A 19755-nucleotide genomic window follows, 5' to 3' on the forward strand; every position below is an offset into this window, starting at 1 on the left:
GTCTTAAAAAAATCTGCTTAAAGAAGCTTCGTTTTCGACCTGCTTTCAAGGTGGCACACCTTGCCGGCGGGGGCTGCTTTTTGGAGCTGAAGCATTACGTTTGATCAAAAAAAAAGCCCCCTGCAGGCGTTGCAGGGGGCTTACAAAGTAGTCGTCTTACCCGCGATGGGGTTCCACCTCTTTTAAAAGAGCTTCCGGCACCTCGTATCCCATGGACTGGGCCGTGTCAAAGTGCTCGATGGCCTTGGCGTACTCTTCTTTTTCAAGGTAGGCGATTCCAAGGTTGTGGTGGGGGATGGGAAAGTCCGGCTGAACCTGAAGGGCTTTTTGACTGGTGGCGATGCTCTCGTCCAGCAGGCCTTTCATCAGGTAGGCGTTGGCCAGGGTGGTGTACGCCTGGACAAACTTGGAGTTATGCACAATGGCCTTCTGCAGGTTCTTGATGGCCTCGTCCACGTTGCCGCGCTGCAGCTCGATGAACCCGATGTTGCCGTAACCGACGGCAAACCCGGCCCGGGACTTGGTGGCCAGCTTGTTATAATAGAGGCACCCCTCCACGTCTTCACGCTGAAGGGCGATGCTGCCAAGCATCACGTACCCTTCTGCCAGGGTGGGACTGCAACCCACCGCGTCGTTGAGGCTGGCTTCGGCCTCGTCGTATTTTTTCAGTCCCATCAGAGCCACCGCCAGGTTGTAGTGGCTGTTTCCGCAATCGGGATTTCCGGCAATGGCATCCCTCAGTTGAGCAATATGTTCTTGCGCGTTCTTCGGCTTTTGCATGATCCCTCTTTGTCTGGTAACCCATCTAAAAAGAGAAGAAACCCGAAACCGGGCGCCTCTCTTTGTTGTCGGGTATTTTTTTTATGTCACGGCCAGAAAAAAGTGGGGACACCCTCTTATTATAAAGGTGCAACCCGCCTCTTCGGTTCCTTTTTTTTAATAAATTCACAAACTATACTGCCGTTTGATGGTTGTCAAATCAAATCGAAGGGCCCTTTCGGTTTCCTTTGAAAAGGGAGAAAAGTGGCCACCCCCATAAAAAAAACACCCCGGGGTTCATGGAGCCGAGTGCCTTTGGTATTGACACATGGTTAATTTTTTTTATATTTTTCCAAGCGTTTGTCAAAAATAGCCACCTTACAGTCACATTTGCGAAGCCAGAGGTAAGACAATGAAAAAAGGCTGCTACACAGCATTGATCACCCCCTTTAGAAATGATCTTGTGGACTACGAGGGCCTCGAAAAACTGTGCCGTTTTCAGATTGAAAACGACATCACAGGAATCCTGGCCGTCGGAACCACCGGCGAGAGCCCCACCCTCGCCTGGGACGAACACAACAGCCTGATAGAGATTATTTCCAAACAGACCAAGGGGAAATGTTTCTGTATCGCAGGCACCGGAAGCAACAACACCAACGAAGCGCTGTCGGCAACACGACACGCCGTTGAGGCCGGGGTGGACGCGGTCCTGCTTGTGGACCCCTACTACAACGGGCCCAGCTCCCTTGAAATCAGGAAAGAGTATATCACCCCTGTGGCCCGGACCTTTCCCGATATCACGGTGATCCCCTACATCATCCCCGGTCGTACAGGTGCCCAGATGCTTCCCGAAGACATCGCCCTGCTCAACCGCGAGTGCCCCAACGTTTCGGCCGTCAAGGAAGCCACCGGCAACCTGGACAACATGAAACGAACCCGTGAGGTCTGCGGCCCGGAGTTTTCCATATTCTCAGGAGACGACGCCCTGGTGGTCGCCATGATGACCGACCCGGATATTGCCGCTTCAGGGGTGATCTCCGTTGCCTCCAACATCGTTCCCGGCCCGGCTTCCCGCCTGATCCGGCTCGTTGCCGAAGGAAAGCTGGAAGAGGCCGAGGCCCTGCACAAGGCCCTTACCCCGCTGTTCAAGCTCACCAGCGTGGTGACCATGGAAGAGACCCCCTTCGGTGAGGTCAAATGCCTGGCCCGGAACCCCCTGGCCGTTAAAACCGCCATGCAGCTCATAGGGATGCCTTCCGGCAACTGCCGAAAGCCCCTGGGCAAAATGACCCGCAAAGGCCTGGATGTGGTGGTGGGCTACCTCACCGAGGTCATGGAGAACAACCCCGAACTGCTCGCTCCGGTGGAAGCGTTCTTCGGGGTGGATATCAAGGCGCGCCTTGCCGACGAATCCCTCCTTGAAAGCCTGGTCTATACCGAGACCTATTAGATCGCCGTCCCGTGCCCCTCACCGGGGCACACGCCGAACACAAAAAAAGCCGGCCCCTTTTGGGGACCGGCTTTTTTTATAAACATTTTCCGGGATGCGAAAGGTTTTTCACAGAAAGTTATGAACAATTGGCCGCTTCCATCGGACAATCACCCATAACGACCTGAGTTACCCCGCCTTACTCCTGATTCTTGAGCTTGAACGTCTTGTTTTCGTCTTCTTTCAAGAAAAAAACGTCCTTCAACCACAGAAAACCGAACTCCAGCATGGCAAGATCATCGGTCTTGATCTTTTCGATCATGGCCTCGTCCACGTCAAACTTGGTGAGAAAGGGGCTCTCAAAAACAAACCGCTTGAAGGCGTCGATGTTGTAACAGGCCATAAAAAACATCTCTTTGGCCTTGGGGGTCCACTGGACATTGGGGGGAAAGCTTCGTTTCCGGACAATGAGGTCGGCCCATCCCGCGTTGATCTCATCGTGAATGTCCACGCCCTGGTCCTTGCGCCAGGATTCGACGGTCCACTCCTTCTTCTCTTCAAAACCTTTGCAGTGGGGTTCGTTGACGAAAAAGAAGAAATCCTTGTCGTCGTCTCCTCCCTCTTCGCCGTGGCTGAGGTTACCGACCCCCAGGGGGTAGTACCGACAGGTGGTGGGACGGGCGTCATACACCAGGCAGCCTTCGTCCCGCACAAAGGGGCAGGACCTGATCTCGTCATCGAGAAGCTTTAAGGTCACCACGGGCAGGTCGGTTTTTTCATACAGCTGGGGCTCGGTGTAGATGGCCAGAAACTCTTCGGACGAGAGCTCCAGCTTGTCTTTCAGGCGAATGATGTCGTAGGGGGTCAGGATGATATCGATCCCCCGGCAGCATTTGGTGAAACAGCTGACACCTTTGTGGCATTCAAATTGAAAACCGGAGCTGCGTCCCAACCGCACCGGTACGATGTCTGCCTTTTTTTCAGAGTCACTCATATTGATCGCTCCTCACTCCTTCTATGGTAAAAACACGTCCCATATGTGTTTTAAGTTCCCAAAAAAGGAGTAACATAATAATTTCACTCCGGTTTTACAATAAAAATTTACCGATCCCCCTTGATTTCAGACGCCATTCACCGTATATCACAACAAAAAAGTCTCACTGCCCACCGTCGTCGACCCATACCCCATAACACCAAACAATCAGGATTCGACTCTATGAAAATTCGAAAAGCGGTGTTTCCTGTCGCCGGTCTCGGGACACGGTTCCTTCCGGCCACCAAAGCCCTTCCCAAAGAGATGCTCCCCGTTGTGGACAAGCCCCTCATTCAATACGCCGTGGAAGAGGCCCTTGCAGCCGGCATCGAACAGATCATCTTTGTCACCGGCCGGGGCAAAGAGGCCCTGGAAGACCACTTTGACCACTCCCACGAACTGGAATCCATTTTAAAAGAGAGGGGCAAGGACCAGACCCTGGAGCTCATGGAGGCCCTGGTGCCTGAAACCGGAACCATTATCTACACCCGCCAGAACAAGCCCCTGGGGCTGGGCCATGCCATCTGGTGCGCCCGGGACGTGGTGGGAAACGAACCCTTTGCCGTGCTTTTGGCCGACGACCTGGTCAAGGCCCAGGCCCCGGTCCTCTCTCAGATGATGAACGCCTTTGAGACCACCCAGTCCTCCATGGTGGCGGTGATGGAAGTGGACCCGAGCCAGACGGACAAATACGGCATTGTGGACGGCGCAAGGGAAAACGGCAGCCTCATCCGAGTGCAGGGGCTTGTGGAAAAACCCGCCCCGGAGTCGGCCCCCTCCAACCAGGCCATCATCGGACGCTACATCCTCACCCCGGAAATATTCGACCTCCTGGAAGCCAAAGAGACCGGTGCGGGCGGTGAGATCCAGATCACCGATGCCATGGAAAAACTTTTGACCACCCAGGATATATACGGATTCTTGTTTGAAGGCACCCGCTTCGACTGCGGGGACAAGGCAGGGTTCCAGATGGCCAATATCGCCTACGCCATGGACAACCCGGAGATCAAAGACCGCCTCACATCCTACCTCCAGACCCTTCTCAACTGATCCCCCGTTGCGGCACAGCCGTCAGGGACGAAAATCTGCAATGCATCGCGGTCCCGATTTTTTTGGGTCAAGGCGCGGTTCAACGGGCACTGTAGTAGGTGTTGAACCGCTCAACCTTGGCCACGTAAGCCCGTGTCTCGGCAATGGGGGGAATCCCCTTGTGACGCCTGACTTTGGTGGGACCTGCGTTGTAGGCGGCAAGGGCCAGCTGACGGTTGCCCTTGAAGTCGGTGAGCAGGCGTTTGAGGTAGGCGGTGCCCCCCATGATGTTCTCATACGGATCATAGGGATCCTTGATGTTGTAAAAGGCGACGTTTTCCGGCATCAGCTGCATGAGGCCCTTGGCCCCTTTGGGGGAAAGGGCCCTGGGGTTGAACCCCGACTCCGCATGGATCACCGCCTTGACCAGGGCAAAAGAGAGGCTGTTGGCCTCTGCGGCCCTGACGATGATGGCATCGTAAGCCGAGGAGCTCCACATCTTCTTGGAGGATTTCTTTTTCCCCGTCGCCATGGGACGGGCTCCCATCATGTCGATCTGACGGGCGTCGGGGGAGTCGGTATAGCACAGGGTGCCCGAGGCATCCCTGTAGATATAGATATCGGCACCTGCCGTGGCCCATGCCATCATCACCCCGAAAAAAAGCAGCCATCCCCTCCGCGCCATGCGTCCCCCGTCCGTGATGTGAGTTTTTTCTCTTGTAACTATTCAGCTTATGCCTCCGGCGGCCCTGCCGGGGGCTAAACTTTTAAAAAGTTTAACAAACAGGTTTTAAAAAATCTTTTTGAGTGAATTTTTACTTTAAAGACGGATGTGATTTGACCCGAGGAACGAGGGGCAAAACGCATCCGCAACCTGCTTTCAAGGTGGCACAGCTTGCCGCCGGAGGCTGTTTTTTTTGAGCTGAATAGTTACTTTCTCTTTCTGTTTCTCTTTTCCGGCCTGTAACGGCCAAGCCCCCTGACAAGTCATCCGGTCACACCGGAAGGGATCCGTACCGCCCCCGCTTTTCAACAAGGATTTTTCGAACCACCCCCCGGGTAAAGGAGGGATGCGACAGGTAGGTGAGGCCGGTGGCAAGAAATGAGGAACTCACCTCCTCGAACACCTGTTCTTTTTGATCCTCGGAGATGAAATTACGCTCCAGGAGTTTTTCGAACCGCGCCGTTTCCGATCCCAACACCTTGATCACCTCGGGAAGGGAAAGGCCCGCGTAGGCGGCGTCAGCCTCCGTCACCTTAAACTCTATGGAAAAAAGGGCCTTGACCACAAAGGCATCCTCACTGATCCGGCGGGAGATGTCTTCAAGCGTTAAGGTAAGGCCGTTATCGAGTTTTATTGATTTTACACAGTTTTTCGTCATTATTAAACTCCATTTTCATGCATCCCTCAAGGCCGGTACCCGTGGCACGCCTTGTTATTCGTAGAAAAATACGGATTGGCTTTGCCTTAAACCATACGGTTTAATAAACAGTCAATGCACGAGGTATACGGGGGTGAACATAAAAAAATCAATAGAAATATGGCTTGTTTGCCTTCATTAATCACGATATAAAATTCCATCGGGACAACCGGAACGCACCCTTTTCCCGGTCCCCTTTCATCAACCCGGCCCCTTTCTCTTTCCATCGGCATGCATGGAGATCGCCCCAAGGCCATGGGCCTTTCCGGGCAGGTTAAGCCGGGTTTCCAACAAAACCAACCGACACCACGAAGGACTACCATATGGGATTGTTATCAGCCACCCAGACCATCGCCCGCTACCGGGTGGAGGGAAGCTTCTCGGAGAACCCCACCGAGCAGGTTCGAAAAGGGCTAAAAAAGCAGATCATCACCGACATCGACAACGAAGCCCAGGACATGGCCGTGGGCTGGACCTCCTTTGAGGCGCCCTTTACCCCCGATTTCGATGACACCACCTTTCAAATCGGCACCCACTACGTCTTTGGCATGCGCATCGACAAAAAATCCATCCCCACCAAGGTGGTGAAGCAGCAGGTGGCCATTGCCTCGGCCAAGCGCCTTGCCGAAAGCGACCGGGAGTTTCTCTCGAAAAACGAGAAGAGCGAGATCAAAGAACACGTCATGAACGTCCTCACCATCCGCATCCCGCCCACCCCCAACGTCTTTGACGTGGTCTGGCAGTATGAGGAGCAGGAGGTGTGGCTCTACTCCACCCAGAAGGCCGCCAACGAAGAGTTTGAAACACTTTTCAACAAAAGCTTTTCAGGCATCAAACTCATTCGCCTCTTCCCGTACACCCAGGCCGATTTGACCCTTGCCCTCTCCGACACGGACAGGGATCGCCTCTCAGCCATCACCCCTGAAGATTTTACGGAGTAACCCATGCTCGATATCGCAGTGTTATACAACAAGTACAAATTCCTCGGCCATGAGTTCCTCACCTGGCTCTGGTTCACCCTGGAAAACGACCCCGAGAGCCTGAAGGACGAAGAGGGGATGCCTGTGCTCCTTTCGGTGGGCAACCGCATCGTCCTGGAGGTGATCCGGGACGAAAGCACCGTGGAGAGCGTGACCATCAAAGGGGACAACGCAGACTTGACGGAAGGGATCGTCGCCATCCGAAAAGGGGCCCTGGTAACGGAGATCTCCCTCTCCTATAAAAAAGGGGACCTGGGCTGGACCTTCACCCTTAAAGGGGAAAATTTCAACATCACGGGCCTGAAAACCCCGGAAACCCCGCCCGTGGAGTCCGGTGACGAAACCGAAGGGGCCGTCATCGACAAGCTCTTTCTCTCGCGGGAGGTGGTGGACCTTACCGGGGGACTCTTCCGTTCCTTTGTGCGGCAGCGGATCTCCGAAACCTGGAAAAAAGAGACGGTACCTGCCATCAAGCGCTGGCTAACCGCCTGACAAAAAAGGTCTTTTTTCTATTGTTCATAACTTGTTCATACTCAAAACCCCCTGTTTTTTCAGGGGGTTTTAAAGGATATCCCAAGGGGTGCGGCCTGCCGCACCCCTTTTTTATTGTCCACAACCGGTTCATGGATTGTTCAAAACTCATAGGGTTATGAACAACAACTTCAAACCTGTCCAAAACTCCGGAGTTATCAACAACGCTTTTGACCGACGGAGACGCGTTTTTGACATTTTTATCCTTAAGGATAACAGTGCCATAGCTCACTTGTTTCACTTATCAACACCCTTTATTATGATGATCTTATAAAAAATTAGAGAATAAATAAGAAAGAACCCACCTTCTTCGTTTCTTGTAAAACCCACAAAAAGAGAAGGCACACAGGCCACAGAAAAAGATCCGCTTCCCTTCCGCCAGACGGAGGGGAAAGAATTTTTAAAAAGTTAGACCACTTTCCACAAACAGATGAAAAAACCTCCCGGGACCCCTTTAAAAAAGGGGTAAATTACTTTTTTTTATATTGATAATTTCGGTATAACTTACTATGACATAGGGGATGATCAGGTCCTGGCCCCCTTCATTGACAAACCGAATTGTTGAATCCAAAGCGCTTGATTGAACGGCCTGATCCAAATCTCGACCACACCCCGGGTTGTACACCAGGGCGACGCGCTCCGGTTGCACCGACCATCGAACCACGGATTCAGCATGGAACATGGAAAACCTCATGAAATTCAAAATAGCCAAAAAAGATATCTCCACCATTCTGGGACGGGTACAGGGGATTACAGGACGTAAAAGCAACCTGGCCATTACCGCCAATGTTCTGATCAAAGGCGAAGGCCAAGGTATCTCCTTTGTGGCTACGGACCTTGAGACAGGGTTTGAAGGACACTATACGGCGGATGTGGAACGGGAAGGCGCCATCACCATCAACGCCAAAAAGCTTTTTGAGATTGTCCAGAATTTTCCGGGAGAAGAGGTCCTCATCGAAGAGATCGAGCGCCAGTGGATCGAAATCAAGAACAACAACATCGTCTACCACATCGTCGGCATGAGCCCGGACGACTTCCCCGATGTCCCCAGGGTGGACGAGGTGACCTTTACCCGCGTTGCCACAGGCGGCGTGCGTGAAATGATCGAAAAGACGGTGATGATCCAGGCTCCCTCCGACGAGAAACGCGCCCACATCACCGGGGTCTGTTTTGAACGGATCCAAAAAGACGGTCAGAACCTGATGCGCATGGTCTCCACGGACGGAAGGCGTTTGTGCAAAGTGGATGTGGAGATCGGGGAAGACGCCAACTTCGTTCCCGGGGAGAGCGTCATCGTTCCCAAAAAGGGGCTGATGGAAGCGGCCAAGATCCTCGACAAGGAAGAGGAACATGTGGAGGTGGGGGTCAAGGACAACTACCTTATCTTCAAGATGACGAAAGAGACCGTGATCATCGGCCTCCTGGAAGGGGATTTCCCTGAATACGAGCAGGTCATCGAAAAAGACGACACCTATGACATCGAGGTGGACAGAAAGCTCTTTTCCATGATGCTCAAGCGCATGTCCATCCTCTCCTCCGACAGCTACAACAGCGTCATCTTCAATTTTGCCGACAACCGGCTTGAGGTGACCGCCACCAACCCCGACCTCGGGGAGTCCAAGGAGGACATGGCCATCGCCTTTGAACGCGATGAGGTGGAGGTAGCATTCAACCCCAAATATTTAATCGATACATTGAATGTGATAAACGATGAGCGTATTCTGGTAAACCTCAGGGACAACCACCACCCCTGCCTTGTGGAAGGGGTGGAAGAAAAGCGCTTTTTGAGCATTATCATGCCCATGAAGATCTGATCCCGACCCCCGGCAACTTCATGGCGAGGGCAAAGGGATCAACTCAACATCGGGTCAAAGGCTATAGAGACGCATGACAGAAGAACAGACCAACAGCTACAACCAAGACAGTATCACGGTTTTGAAAGGACTCGAAGCGGTCCGGAAAAGACCGTCCATGTATATCGGCAACGTGGATATCCAGGGGCTCCATCACCTGGTCTACGAGGTGGTGGACAACAGCATCGACGAAGCCATGGCCGGCTACTGCGATACCATTTCCATCCTGATCCACCCGGACAACTCCATCAGCATTGAAGACAACGGGCGTGGAATTCCCACGGGCATGCACGAGACCGAGAACATGAGTGCGGCTGAGGTGGTTCTCACCAAACTTCATGCAGGGGGCAAGTTTGACGACAAGTCCTACAAAGTCTCCGGCGGCCTCCACGGGGTGGGTATTTCTGTGGTCAACGCCCTGTCCGTCTTCCTGAACCTGGAGATTTACCAGAACGGCAAGATCTACCAGATGGCCTTTGCCAAAGGGGACAAGACCAGCGACCTCAAGGTTGTGGGGGAAACGGAAAAACAAGGAACCCGGGTCCACTTTAAAGCCGACACCGAGGTGATGAATGACGACAACTTCAACCTCGATATCCTCACCAAGCGCCTTCGGGAACTCGCGTTTTTGAACAGCGGGATCCGTATTACCATCGAAGACGAACGCACCGATGAGAAAAAGGCCTTCCATTACGAAGGGGGCCTGAGGAGCTTTGTCGAGTACCTCAACCGTTCCCAGACAGCCCTTCACGAACCCATTTATTTTAAAGGTGATCGGGACGGGATCCAGGTGGAGGTGGCGGTTCAGTACAACGACACCTTCAACGAGAAGATCTACTCCTTTGCCAACAACATCCACACCCACGAGGGGGGATTTCACCTCTCCGGGTTCAAAGGGGCCCTGACCCGTACGGTGAACACCTACGCCACCAGCGACAACGTGCCCAAGAACATGCAGGGCAAAATCTCCGGGGACGACACCCGGGAAGGTCTCACCGCCATTGTCAGCGTCAAGGTGCCCGAGCCCCAGTTTGAGGGGCAGACCAAGACCAAGCTGGGCAACAGCGAGGTCAAGGGCATCGTGGAGTCCCTGGTCAATGAAAAGTTTGCCGACTTCCTCCAGGAGAATCCCGGGGTGGCCAAAAAACTGATCACCAAGGCGGTGGAAGCGGCCCGTGCCCGGGATGCGGCCAAGCGAGCCCGCGATTTGGCCCGAAGCAAAGGCGCCCTTATCGATTCCACCCTGCCGGGTAAGCTGGCCGAATGCCAGTACTCGGAGCCCCAGTTCCGCGAACTGTTTCTCGTGGAGGGCGACTCCGCAGGGGGCTCTGCCAAAATGGGCAGGGATCGACGCTCCCAGGCCATCCTTCCCTTGAAGGGGAAGATCCTCAACGTGGAAAAGGCCCGTTTCGATAAAATCCTTCGAAGCGATGAGATCAAGAACATCATCACCGTTCTTGGCACCGGCGTGGGCAGTGAAGAGTACGACATCGAGAAGATCAAGTACCACAAAGTCGTTATCATGACCGATGCCGACGTGGACGGGTCCCACATCCGGACCCTTCTGCTGACCTTCTTTTACCGGCAGATGCCCGCCCTTATTGAACGAGGCTACCTCTATATCGCCCAGCCCCCCCTCTACAAGGTGGGCAAAGGCAAGAGCAGCGTCTACTTGAAGGACGAAACCGGGTACCGGGATTTCATCTTCAAGCGTATCTTTGAAAATCGCAGCCTGACCGCAGGGGATACGAAGATTTCCGGAGAAGCCCTGTTCAATACCCTCGTGGACCTCTCCACCTTTATCCAGGCCATGGGCACCATGGAGCGTCGGGGCTACGATCGCAGGCTCTTGATGGAAATCCTCAAAGAGGGGATGATCGACAAGGCCTACCTCACCGATCAGGAGAAGATGGAGGCATTTCGCCAGCGCATTGTTGAAAGCGGCTTTGATGTGGGCGATCTTGCCTACAATCCGGAGCGGGAACGTTACCGCTTCTATGTGGAGAAAAAGAGCAAGGCCGACGACGACGAGGTGACCCTGCACCTGGGCGGCACCATGGAGGTGGGGCGTGTGCTCTTCTATTCTTCCGAGTACATCGCCGCCATGACGAGTCTTGCCAAGATCCAGATGCTCATGGAAGGCGATGTGGTGGTTGCCAACAGCGAAAGCGGCGAGACGGTTCACACCGCCTCGAATCCCTTCGATCTCTTTGAAGCCGTCATGAAAGAGGGCAAGAGAGGGATCAACATCCAGCGCTACAAGGGCTTGGGTGAGATGAACCCCGACCAGCTCTGGGAGACCACCATGGACCCCGAGCGGCGTACCCTGCTTCAGGTAACCATTGACGATGCGGAAAATGCAGACGATATTTTCTCGCTCCTCATGGGAGAAGAGGTGGAACCCAGGCGGGCGTTTATCCAGAAGAATGCCCTTGAAGTATCCTCCTTGGATATCTAAAGGGTAAATAAGGCAAAGGGCTCGCGCAAGTTTACCAGGGTACGATGATGAAGGGATGTCTCTTTATTGTACGGTTGGCTTTGTTCGAGCCCTTTTGTGTTTTGGGCACAGCGTGGGATTGGACTTTTTAACCAAAGAGATCAAGCATGGCTGAGACCCCCACATACCGAGAGCTTGAAAAGAAAATTGCCGCCCTGGAAGCGGAGCTTGACGACCTGCGCGAAAAAGAGATCTCCCAGGAGCGCAACCGGATCTTCGGTCGCGTGGCCCATGAGTTTAACAACCTCATGATGGTCATCCAGGGCAACATCTCCATCATGCTCCACGACACAGACCGGGACGATCCCTCCCATGAGCGCCTCAAAAACATGGAGCGCTACATCAAAAGCGGGACCCGCCTGACCGAAAAACTCCTCAATTTTGTCGAGAAAAATGTGGAGCCCGAAGGAAAATCCTTCTCCCTGGGACCGCCTGCAGAGGAAAGGGAACCCTCGATTCCACCCAACAGCGCGCGCCGCGGCATGGATATCTACCGGCAGGCTTCCCCTGAGAAGTACCGGGTCCTTCTTGTGGACGATGAGACGCTGATCCTTGATGTGGGGGGACAGATGCTGGCCAAGATCGGCCTGGATGTGATCACCGCGGAGAACGGGGCCAGCGCCGTGGAACTCTACAAGCGAGAGAAGGGGACCATCGATCTGGTCATCCTGGATCTCATCATGCCGGGCATCGACGGCATCGATACCTACCACCTGCTCAAAGATATCGACCCCGGGGTCAAGGTGCTTATCTCCAGCGGTTTTCGAAAAGACCAGCGGGTGGAGACCTTCCTTACCGAACCCAACACCGGGTTTATCAAAAAACCCTTCAGCCTCGCCCACCTCTCCGATGAAGTCCGCAAACTCCTGCGGAGTCCCTCTTAGGCACGGCAGTAACCAGCAGCCTTCTATGGTTAAAGTGCATGGAAAAGCCTGCCTCCGGCGGCGAGGTGAGCCACCTCGAAAGCAGTTGCGAATGCGCTTTCCCCTTCGTTCCTCAGGGAAAATCACATTCGCCTTTGGTTTAGATTAAATTGAATCTGTTTTTTCAAACTTTTCAAAAGTTTGGCTCCCGGAAGGGCCGACGGAGGCATCTTTAACCTGGCTGCCTCCGGCGGTGAGGTGTGCCACCTCGAAAGCAGGTTCCGAATGCGTTTTCCCCTTCGTTTCTCAGGGAAAATCACATTCGCTATGGATTCAGATTCTACTGAATCTGTTTTTAAAAGCTGTTTATTAACCTTTTTAAAAGGTTAGCCCCCGGCAGGGCCGCCGGAGGCTTATTTTAGCTTATTATGTGTCGGCCTGGACGGCCCGGTTGATGTGGGCGGTATAATCGGGCTGGGCTGTTTCATAGGGCGCGCTGAACCAGCGGCTGGTGACAAAAAAATCAGCCGAGGCCTGGTTGCAGGCGATGGGGATGTTATGGACGGCGGAGATCCGCAAAAGGGCTTTCACGTCCACGTCGTGGGGCTGGGCGGTCATGGGGTCCCAGAAAAAGATGAGCATGTCCAGGCCGTCGTTGACGATGAGGTTGCCAAGCTCCAGGTCCCCGCCCAGGGGCCCGCTCTTCAGGCAGGTCACCTCAAGGCCCACCTCCGAGGCCAACAGCCCCCCGGTGGTCCCGGTGCCGATGAGCTCATGCTTTTCCAATTCCGCCTTGTGGGTTGTGGCCCAGGCCATCATCTTGGGTTTCATCTCATCATGTGCCACAAGGGCAATCCGTTTCCTGGCGTCCATAACTCTCCTCATTTTAAGTTGTGCCTCCGGCGGCGAGGTGTGCCACCTCGAAAGCGGGTTTGCGAATGCGCTTTGGATATCGTCCTTTGGGGCTGAAATGCGTCCGCATTCGCCCGGGGCATACCGATGTGCGGAGTGTGACACAAGTCCATATACCGTGGGATAGCCTCACAAGAGTCACTTTTTGTAATGATTCAGATCCAAAAAGGTGTGCCACCTTGAAAGCAGGTTGCAAACGCGCTTTCCCTCCGTTTCTCGAGAAAAATCACATTCGACTTTTATTTTTATTGGCCTGAATCTGTACTCTAAAATCTGTTTATTAAACTTTTTTAAAGTTTAGCCCCCGGCAGGGCCGCCGGAGGCATATCTTTTTAAAAATCAATGCTTCCCGGGGTTCGGGGGAAGGCGATGACGTCGCGGATGTTCGTGATGCCGGTCAAAAGCATGAGCAGGCGTTCAAAGCCCAGGCCGAAGCCGCTGTGGGGGACTGAGCCGAAGCGTCGGGAGTCCATATACCACCAGTACTCCTTGTCAGGCAGGTTCATCTCGGTCATGCGTTGGTGCAGGACGTCTTCCCGCTCCTCCCTTTGGCTGCCACCCACCAGTTCCCCGATGCGCGGGACCAGAAGGTCCATGGCGGCTACTGTCTCGCCGTCATCGTTGACCCGCATGTAAAAAGGCTTGATGCCTTTGGGGTAGTCGTAGAGGAAGACCGGTTTTTTAAAGTGCTCTTCGGCCAGGTAGCGTTCGTGTTCCGACTGGAGGTCCGTTCCGAAGGAGACGGGGTATTCGAATTTTTTCTTTGTTTTTTGAAGGATCTCCACGGCCTCTCTGTAGGGCAGGCGCAGGTAGGTGTCGTCCCTTAAGGAGGTGAGGGTTTTCATCAGGGATTTATCCACAAAGTTGGCAAACAGGGCGATGTCGTCGCTGCAGGTGTCAAGGACCCCTGCCACCACGTATTTGATGAGGGCCTCGGCCAGGTCCATGTTGCCGGTAAGGTCGCAGAAGGCCATTTCCGGCTCCAGCATCCAGAACTCGGCGGCGTGGCGGCTGGTATGGGAGTTCTCCGCCCGGAAGGTGGGGCCGAAGGTGTACACATCGCCCAGGGCCAGGGCCATCATCTCGGCGGAGAGCTGGCCGGAGACGGTGAGGTTGGTTTCCTGGCCGAAAAAATCCTCGGAGGCGGGGGTGGTGCCCGACACGGTGGTGACGCGGAACATCTCCCCTGCGCCTTCGCAGTCCGATCCGGTGATGACAGGGGTGTGGATGAGAAAAAATCCCTCCTCTTCAAAGAACCGGTGGATCAGGTGGCTGGTGCGCGAGCGGATACGCATGATGGCCCCGTATTTGTTGGTGCGGGGACGCAGGTGGGCGATGGTGCGCAGGAACTCGTCGCTGTGCCGCTTTTTCTGCAGAGGATAGGTCTCCCCTGCGGTGCCCACGAGTTCAAGGGTGTGGGAGCGGATCTCAAAGGCCTGGCCCTTGCCGGGGGAGGGGACCATCTCACCGGTGACAGAGACGGCGGCACCCGTGGAGAGGGCGGGAAGATGCTCGGATCCGGGGCTGCCAGCGTCCACGATCACCTGGATGGAGGCGAGGCAGGAGCCGTCGCTGACTTCCATAAACGAGAACTCTTTGGTGTCTCGCCGGGTTCGGACCCAGCCTTTTATGAGGACCTTTTCAAGGGGGGCAGTTCTTGCCAGAAGTGCCTTAATTTTGGTTCGTTTCATGACACACCTGTGTGTTGGAGGGTTCGTGTAATGGGTCGGGACAGGTATACACAGACCATCCCGGGGTATATTAAAATCAAGGGTAACGATTTAATTTTTAAAAAACAGCCTCCGGCGGCCCTGCCGGGGGCCAAACTTTTAAAAAGTTTGACAAACAGGTTTTAAAAAACAGATTAAATTTAATCCAAATCGCATTCGCAACCTGTTTTCAAGGTGGCACACCTTGCCGTGACCTTTTTTTTGGATCATTTCAACGCGATATCGGTATGGCACCTGCTTTGACACTGCAGTGTAGTACCCTGGCTCCCGGGGGACAACAGGAAAGACCCCTGTTTATCCGGAAAGACGAATCCGTGGGAGGATAAACCTGTTTAAATCATTCAATATCGCGTTTAAAATCTGTGCAGCCACCGTTTCTATGGCTTGGCGGATTGCGGGGCCAAGGGAAGCAAAGGTGACAACCCGGGGTTCGGGTGAGGGGATATTTCCCAACCAGGGGTGATTTACCTTTGGTGTTTTATACGAATGTGGTCTATTATGAAATGTTTACAACGTGATAAAGAATAAAATCCTTAAGATTTCAGAAGGTTATAAAATAAAGTATCATGGACAATACGACGATTCAAGACCTCCTCACCGAGGTGGCCCAGCCGAGCCGTTACCTGGGGACTGAAGTGAACCGCGTGGTAAAGGACCCGGCAACCGTGGATCTGCATATGGTGCTGGCTTTTCCGGATCTGTACGACATCGGCACCTCCCATTTCGGGATACAGATTCTTTACGCCCTTCTTAACAAGCGGGATGGCATTTATGCCGAGCGTGTTTTTGCCCCGGCTCCGGACATGGAAGCCCTGCTGAAAGAGAAAGGGGAGCCCCTTTTCTCCCTTGAGACGCGGACCCCCCTTTCCGATTTTCATGTGGTGGGATTCAGCCTGCTCTATGAGCTGAACTACACCAGCGTCCTTACCATGCTGGATTTGTCCGGTATCCCCTTTCTTGCCAAGGACAGGGATGACTCCCATCCCCTTGTCATCGCAGGCGGACCGTGTGCCTTCAACCCCGAGCCCGTGGCCGATATTTTTGATTTTCTGATTATCGGTGACGGGGAAGAGGCCCTGGTAGAGGTGGCTGAGGCCATCGCGGCCTGGCGCAAGGGCGGGGGGGACAAAGAGGCGTTGTTCTGTGAGGTGGAAAAAATCGCGGGGGTTTATGTGCCCTCCCGATTTGACGTGAGCTACGAGGCCCTTTCTGACAGCGGTGCCACCGTGCCGGTTGTCACGGCAAAGAACCCGTCGGCCCCGCGGGTGAAGCGGGCCATCGTCCCGGAGCTTTCCAGGGACTCTTTTCCGGAAAAGCCCGTGATCCCCTTTGGCAAACCCGTCCACGACCGGCTGCGCCTTGAGATCTCAAGGGGCTGCACCCGGGGCTGCCGTTTCTGCCAGGCCAGCATGATCTATCGGCCGGTGAGGGAGCGCAGCGTGGACGATCTTCTCTCGTTAAGCACCGAATCCCTCATCACCACCGGGTATAACGATATCTCCCTTCTCTCGTTAAGTACAGGGGATTACGAGCAGCTGGCCGAGCTCATGCGGGGCATCACCTCGGGGTGCTGCGCCGACGGGGAGAAGGTGGCGGTTTCCCTTCCCTCCATCCGTGCCGGGCGCCTGACGGGCGAGCTCATGGAGATCATCAAGAACGTCCGCAAGACCGGTTTTACCATTGCCCCTGAAGCGGGGACCCAGCGCCTTCGGGACGTGATCAACAAGGGGATCACCGAAGAGGATATCATCGGCACGGTGAAGAGCGCCTTTGAGCTGGGCTGGACCACCATCAAGCTCTATTTCATGATCGGGCTTCCCACGGAGACCGACGAAGACCTCCAGGGCATTGTGGACCTGGTGAAGACCTTGCGCGGCCTCTCCCGAAACAAGCGGGCGGCCATCAACGTGAGTGTCTCCACCTTTATCCCTAAGCCCCACTCGGTATTTCAGTGGGAGGGACAGATCACGAAGGACGAGGCGTGGGAGAAGATCTGCTGGCTCAAAGAGAGCCTGCGCATGCGCGGTGTGACCCTGAAGTGGGGAAGCACGGACATCAGCTGGCTTGAGGGGATCTGGTCCCGGGGCGATCGTCGCCTGACCTCCCTGTTAATCCGGGCCTGGGAAAAAGGGTGTCGCCTCGACGGCTGGAGCGAATACATGAACCTTCCCCTCTGGCGCGAGGCCGTGGAAGAAGAAGGACTCGACTGGGATCTTCTGTGTCGCCGCGAGCGCGGTCTGGACGAGCCTTTGGCCTGGGATCATATCGACTCCGGGGTCTCCAAGGGGTACCTGAAAAAAGAGCGGGCCAGAGCCCTAGCCGCGTCTCTGACGCCCGATTGCCGTTACGGAGACTGCTCCGGGTGCGGGATTTGCGATTTTAAAACCATTCGGCCCGTGATCTGCGATTCCCTTGCCGGGGACGCCCTGGCGGCAAAGCCGCAGCCCCCCGCACCGGGCCCCTTTATCAAGTACAGCCTGGCCTACACCAAGCTGGGGAATGCTCGCTATTTTGGTCACCTGGAGTTGGTTAACATCGTCACCAAAGCCTTTCGGCGTGCGGGGCTGACCATCGAAAAATCCCATGGTTACAATCCCCGGCCCCGTCTTACCTTTTCCGATCCCATGCCCCTGGGCATGGAGAGTATGGAGGAGCAGTTCGTGGTCTCCGTGGCGTCGGAACTGTCTGCCGGTGAGATAAAAGATAAACTGAACCAACATCTTGTTGAAGGAATAGAAATTCGTGACATCAAGCCTTTTGTTAAAATAAAAGGCCCGAAAGACGATACGTTCAGATACAAGGTTCAAGCTCGATCCGATCTCTTTGATGCCCATTGTTTAAGTAAATTTATGGAATTAAATAATTTTATAATTGAAAAAAAGGGCAAAAAAGGAAATATAAAAGAGGTTGATTTAAAGCTGTTTGTCAGAGGGGTGGAGATTCACTCACCCTCTCAGTTGACCATCGATCTGAAAGGGATTGATGGCGTGGTCATCCGTCCTGATCTCGCAGTGAAGCATATTTTCTCCCTTACCGATGACGCCGCTGCTCACCTGGGTCTGGTAAAAACCTGCCGGATTGACGAAGTCTCTTAACCCGATAAACGAATCGTGGTCCCTAATATATGTACAAGGAACTGGTTGTTAACGTAACAGAACAGGAGACCCGTGTGGCCCTCCTGGAAGATGGGAACATTGTTGAACTCTTTGTGGAGCGAGGCGATGATACCAATATCAACGGCAATATTTACAAAGGCCGTGTGCAGCGTGTCCTTCCGGGCATGCAGGCTGCGTTTGTGGATATCGGCCTCAACCAGGCGGCCTTCATCTATGTGGACGACGTCCAGAAGAAGCAGAATATCGGGGAAAACGAGGCCCCTTACAGCGAAAACGGCAACAAGGAGTTTGCCCCGGACAACACCGGTCGCCAGATTCCCATCGAAGAGCTGCTTCGCGAAGGCCAGGAGATCATGGTCCAGGTGGTCAAGTCCCCCATCGGCACCAAGGGGGCCCGCATCACCACCTATATCTCCCTGCCGGGCCGCTACCTGGTGCTCATGCCCAACGTGGATCACATCGGCATCTCCAAGCGCATCGCCAGTGAGGACGAGCGCACCCGCCTGCGGGACCTGATCAGCGACAAGCGGGAGATCCCTTACGGGTATATCTTCCGTACCGCAGGGGAGGGGATCGCCGAAGAACAGCTCAAGCGGGAGATGGACCTTCTGGTCAACTCCTGGGAAAACATCAAGAAACGGTACCGGAGTTTTTCCGCCCCGTACCGGCTCCACCGGGACCTGACGGTGACCTTCCGGGCCATCCGGGACCTGTTGACCCATGAGGCGGATCGCCTTACCATCGACAACAAGTTCGGCTTTGATTCGGTGAACAACTTTATCCGGAAGATCATGCCGGAGCTCAAGGTGAAGGTGGAGTATTACGACCGCTCCGAGCCGATCTTTGAGGCCTTCAGCCTGGAAGGGGACATCTCCCGGGCCCTGAAAAAGAAGGTGTGGCTCAAGTGCGGCGGGTACATCGTCATCGAGCAGACCGAGGCCCTGACCTCCATTGATGTCAACACCGGTCGCTACGTGGGCAAGCACAATTTTGAAGAGACCATCTTCAAAACCAACCTGGAGGCGATCCGGGAAATTTCCGCCCAGGTGCGCCTCCGGAATATCGGGGGGATCATCATCCTCGATTTTATCGACATGGAGAACCTGGAGAACCGGGAGCGGGTCTTTGAGACCTTGAAAGAGTCGTTTAAACAGGACAAATGCCGCACGAACATTCTGCCCATGAGCGAAATCGGTCTGGTGCAGATGACCCGGAAACGGGTGAGAAAATCGCTGACACGGATGCTCTGCGAGGAGTGTCCCATCTGTTACGGCGACGGATACACCATTTCGAAAACCACCATCTCCCAAAAAATATATCGGGAGATTCATCGTCACGCCCGGGACATGATGGGGGATATTTTTACCCTCAAGGTGAGTGAAGAGATGGCCGATTATCTGCATCGGGATGAGATCAGCACCATCAGCGCCATAGAGTACCGGCTGGGGAAGAAAATCGAAATCTACCCCATCCGCCGTTTTCATCGGGAAGAGTTTGAACTCACCGAGAAATTCAAGTAAAATATGGCTGTTGACACGTGTCGCAATTTATGATTAAGTTACCGGGTTTATTTTAACGTCACAAAAGTGTGAAATCAAACGT

At 54.2% G+C, this 19755-nt stretch carries 16 protein-coding genes; 9 read left to right on the top strand and 7 right to left on the bottom strand.

What is annotated here, in order from left to right:
• Positions 1-156 precede the first annotated feature (156 nt).
• Positions 157-780, bottom strand: a complete 624-nt coding sequence (locus tag BLQ12_RS23725; protein WP_092214896.1) for a tetratricopeptide repeat protein — start codon at positions 778-780, stop codon at positions 157-159.
• A 391-nt stretch (positions 781-1171) separates the two neighbouring features.
• Between BLQ12_RS23725 and dapA the strand changes: the two genes are divergently transcribed.
• Positions 1172-2209: a 4-hydroxy-tetrahydrodipicolinate synthase gene (gene dapA / locus BLQ12_RS23730; protein ID WP_092214898.1), complete on the top strand. Its 1038-nt coding sequence runs from the start codon at positions 1172-1174 to the stop codon at positions 2207-2209.
• 178 nt (positions 2210-2387) lie between these two features.
• Here the strand turns inward: dapA and BLQ12_RS23735 are convergent, their stop codons facing one another.
• Entirely contained in the window at positions 2388-3182 is a 795-nt protein-coding gene (locus BLQ12_RS23735) for a YkgJ family cysteine cluster protein (RefSeq protein ID WP_092214899.1), read from the bottom strand.
• 222 nt (positions 3183-3404) lie between these two features.
• Between BLQ12_RS23735 and galU the strand changes: the two genes are divergently transcribed.
• On the top strand, positions 3405-4271 hold the full coding sequence (galU, locus tag BLQ12_RS23740; RefSeq protein ID WP_092214901.1) for a UTP--glucose-1-phosphate uridylyltransferase GalU: 867 nt from the start codon (positions 3405-3407) through the stop codon (positions 4269-4271).
• Between the two features lie 79 nt (positions 4272-4350).
• Here the strand turns inward: galU and BLQ12_RS28240 are convergent, their stop codons facing one another.
• Both BLQ12_RS28240 and BLQ12_RS23750 read right to left on the bottom strand, forming a co-directional pair.
• Positions 4351-4935, bottom strand: a complete 585-nt coding sequence (locus BLQ12_RS28240) for a lytic transglycosylase domain-containing protein (RefSeq protein ID WP_092214903.1) — start codon at positions 4933-4935, stop codon at positions 4351-4353.
• A gap of 310 nt (positions 4936-5245) precedes the next feature.
• Positions 5246-5632 carry a hypothetical protein gene (locus BLQ12_RS23750; RefSeq protein ID WP_092214905.1) on the bottom strand — a complete coding sequence of 129 codons (387 nt, stop codon included), beginning with the start codon at positions 5630-5632 and terminating at the stop codon, positions 5246-5248.
• Between the two features lie 362 nt (positions 5633-5994).
• On the opposite strand from BLQ12_RS23750, the gene rdgC reads away from it, so the two are divergent.
• Positions 5995-6612: a recombination-associated protein RdgC gene (rdgC, locus tag BLQ12_RS23755; protein WP_092214907.1), complete on the top strand. Its 618-nt coding sequence runs from the start codon at positions 5995-5997 to the stop codon at positions 6610-6612.
• Positions 6613-6615: 3 nt separating this feature from the next.
• Positions 6616-7143 carry a hypothetical protein gene (locus BLQ12_RS23760; protein ID WP_092214909.1) on the top strand — a complete coding sequence of 176 codons (528 nt, stop codon included), beginning with the start codon at positions 6616-6618 and terminating at the stop codon, positions 7141-7143.
• Here the strand turns inward: BLQ12_RS23760 and BLQ12_RS27150 are convergent.
• Positions 7121-7423, bottom strand: coding sequence for a hypothetical protein (locus BLQ12_RS27150; protein ID WP_139164088.1), 303 nt, complete (start codon positions 7421-7423; stop codon positions 7121-7123). The two genes, BLQ12_RS23760 and BLQ12_RS27150, sit on opposite strands and share 23 nt — an antisense overlap.
• A gap of 451 nt (positions 7424-7874) precedes the next feature.
• Here BLQ12_RS27150 and dnaN point away from each other — a divergent pair, with 451 nt between their 5' ends.
• The 3 genes from dnaN (at position 7875) to BLQ12_RS23780 (ending at position 12416) form a co-directional block, all read left to right on the top strand.
• Entirely contained in the window at positions 7875-8996 is a 1122-nt protein-coding gene (gene dnaN / locus BLQ12_RS23770) for a DNA polymerase III subunit beta (protein ID WP_175470035.1), read from the top strand.
• Between the two features lie 73 nt (positions 8997-9069).
• The gene (gyrB, locus tag BLQ12_RS23775; protein WP_092214917.1) at positions 9070-11493 is read left to right on the top strand and encodes a DNA topoisomerase (ATP-hydrolyzing) subunit B; all 2424 of its coding nucleotides are present in this window, start codon (positions 9070-9072) and stop codon (positions 11491-11493) included.
• A 146-nt stretch (positions 11494-11639) separates the two neighbouring features.
• Positions 11640-12416 carry a response regulator gene (locus BLQ12_RS23780; RefSeq protein ID WP_092214920.1) on the top strand — a complete coding sequence of 259 codons (777 nt, stop codon included), beginning with the start codon at positions 11640-11642 and terminating at the stop codon, positions 12414-12416.
• A gap of 405 nt (positions 12417-12821) precedes the next feature.
• Here BLQ12_RS23780 and BLQ12_RS23785 read toward each other — a convergent pair whose 3' ends face one another.
• Positions 12822-13268, bottom strand: a complete 447-nt coding sequence (locus tag BLQ12_RS23785; protein ID WP_217640391.1) for a methylglyoxal synthase — start codon at positions 13266-13268, stop codon at positions 12822-12824.
• A gap of 371 nt (positions 13269-13639) precedes the next feature.
• The gene (gene asnS, locus BLQ12_RS23790; RefSeq protein ID WP_092214923.1) at positions 13640-14998 is read right to left on the bottom strand and encodes an asparagine--tRNA ligase; all 1359 of its coding nucleotides are present in this window, start codon (positions 14996-14998) and stop codon (positions 13640-13642) included.
• Positions 14999-15603: 605 nt separating this feature from the next.
• Here asnS and BLQ12_RS23795 point away from each other — a divergent pair.
• Together BLQ12_RS23795 and BLQ12_RS23800 are read left to right on the top strand one after the other, a co-directional pair.
• Complete coding sequence (locus BLQ12_RS23795; protein ID WP_092214926.1) at positions 15604-18132, top strand: TIGR03960 family B12-binding radical SAM protein; 2529 nt, start codon at positions 15604-15606, stop codon at positions 18130-18132.
• Positions 18133-18161: 29 nt separating this feature from the next.
• Entirely contained in the window at positions 18162-19673 is a 1512-nt protein-coding gene (locus BLQ12_RS23800) for an Rne/Rng family ribonuclease (protein ID WP_092214928.1), read from the top strand.
• The last annotated feature ends 82 nt before the right edge of the window (positions 19674-19755 follow it).

It is taken from the genome of Desulfoluna spongiiphila, assembly GCF_900101345.1.
Classification (GTDB): domain Bacteria; phylum Desulfobacterota; class Desulfobacteria; order Desulfobacterales; family Desulfolunaceae; genus Desulfoluna; species Desulfoluna spongiiphila.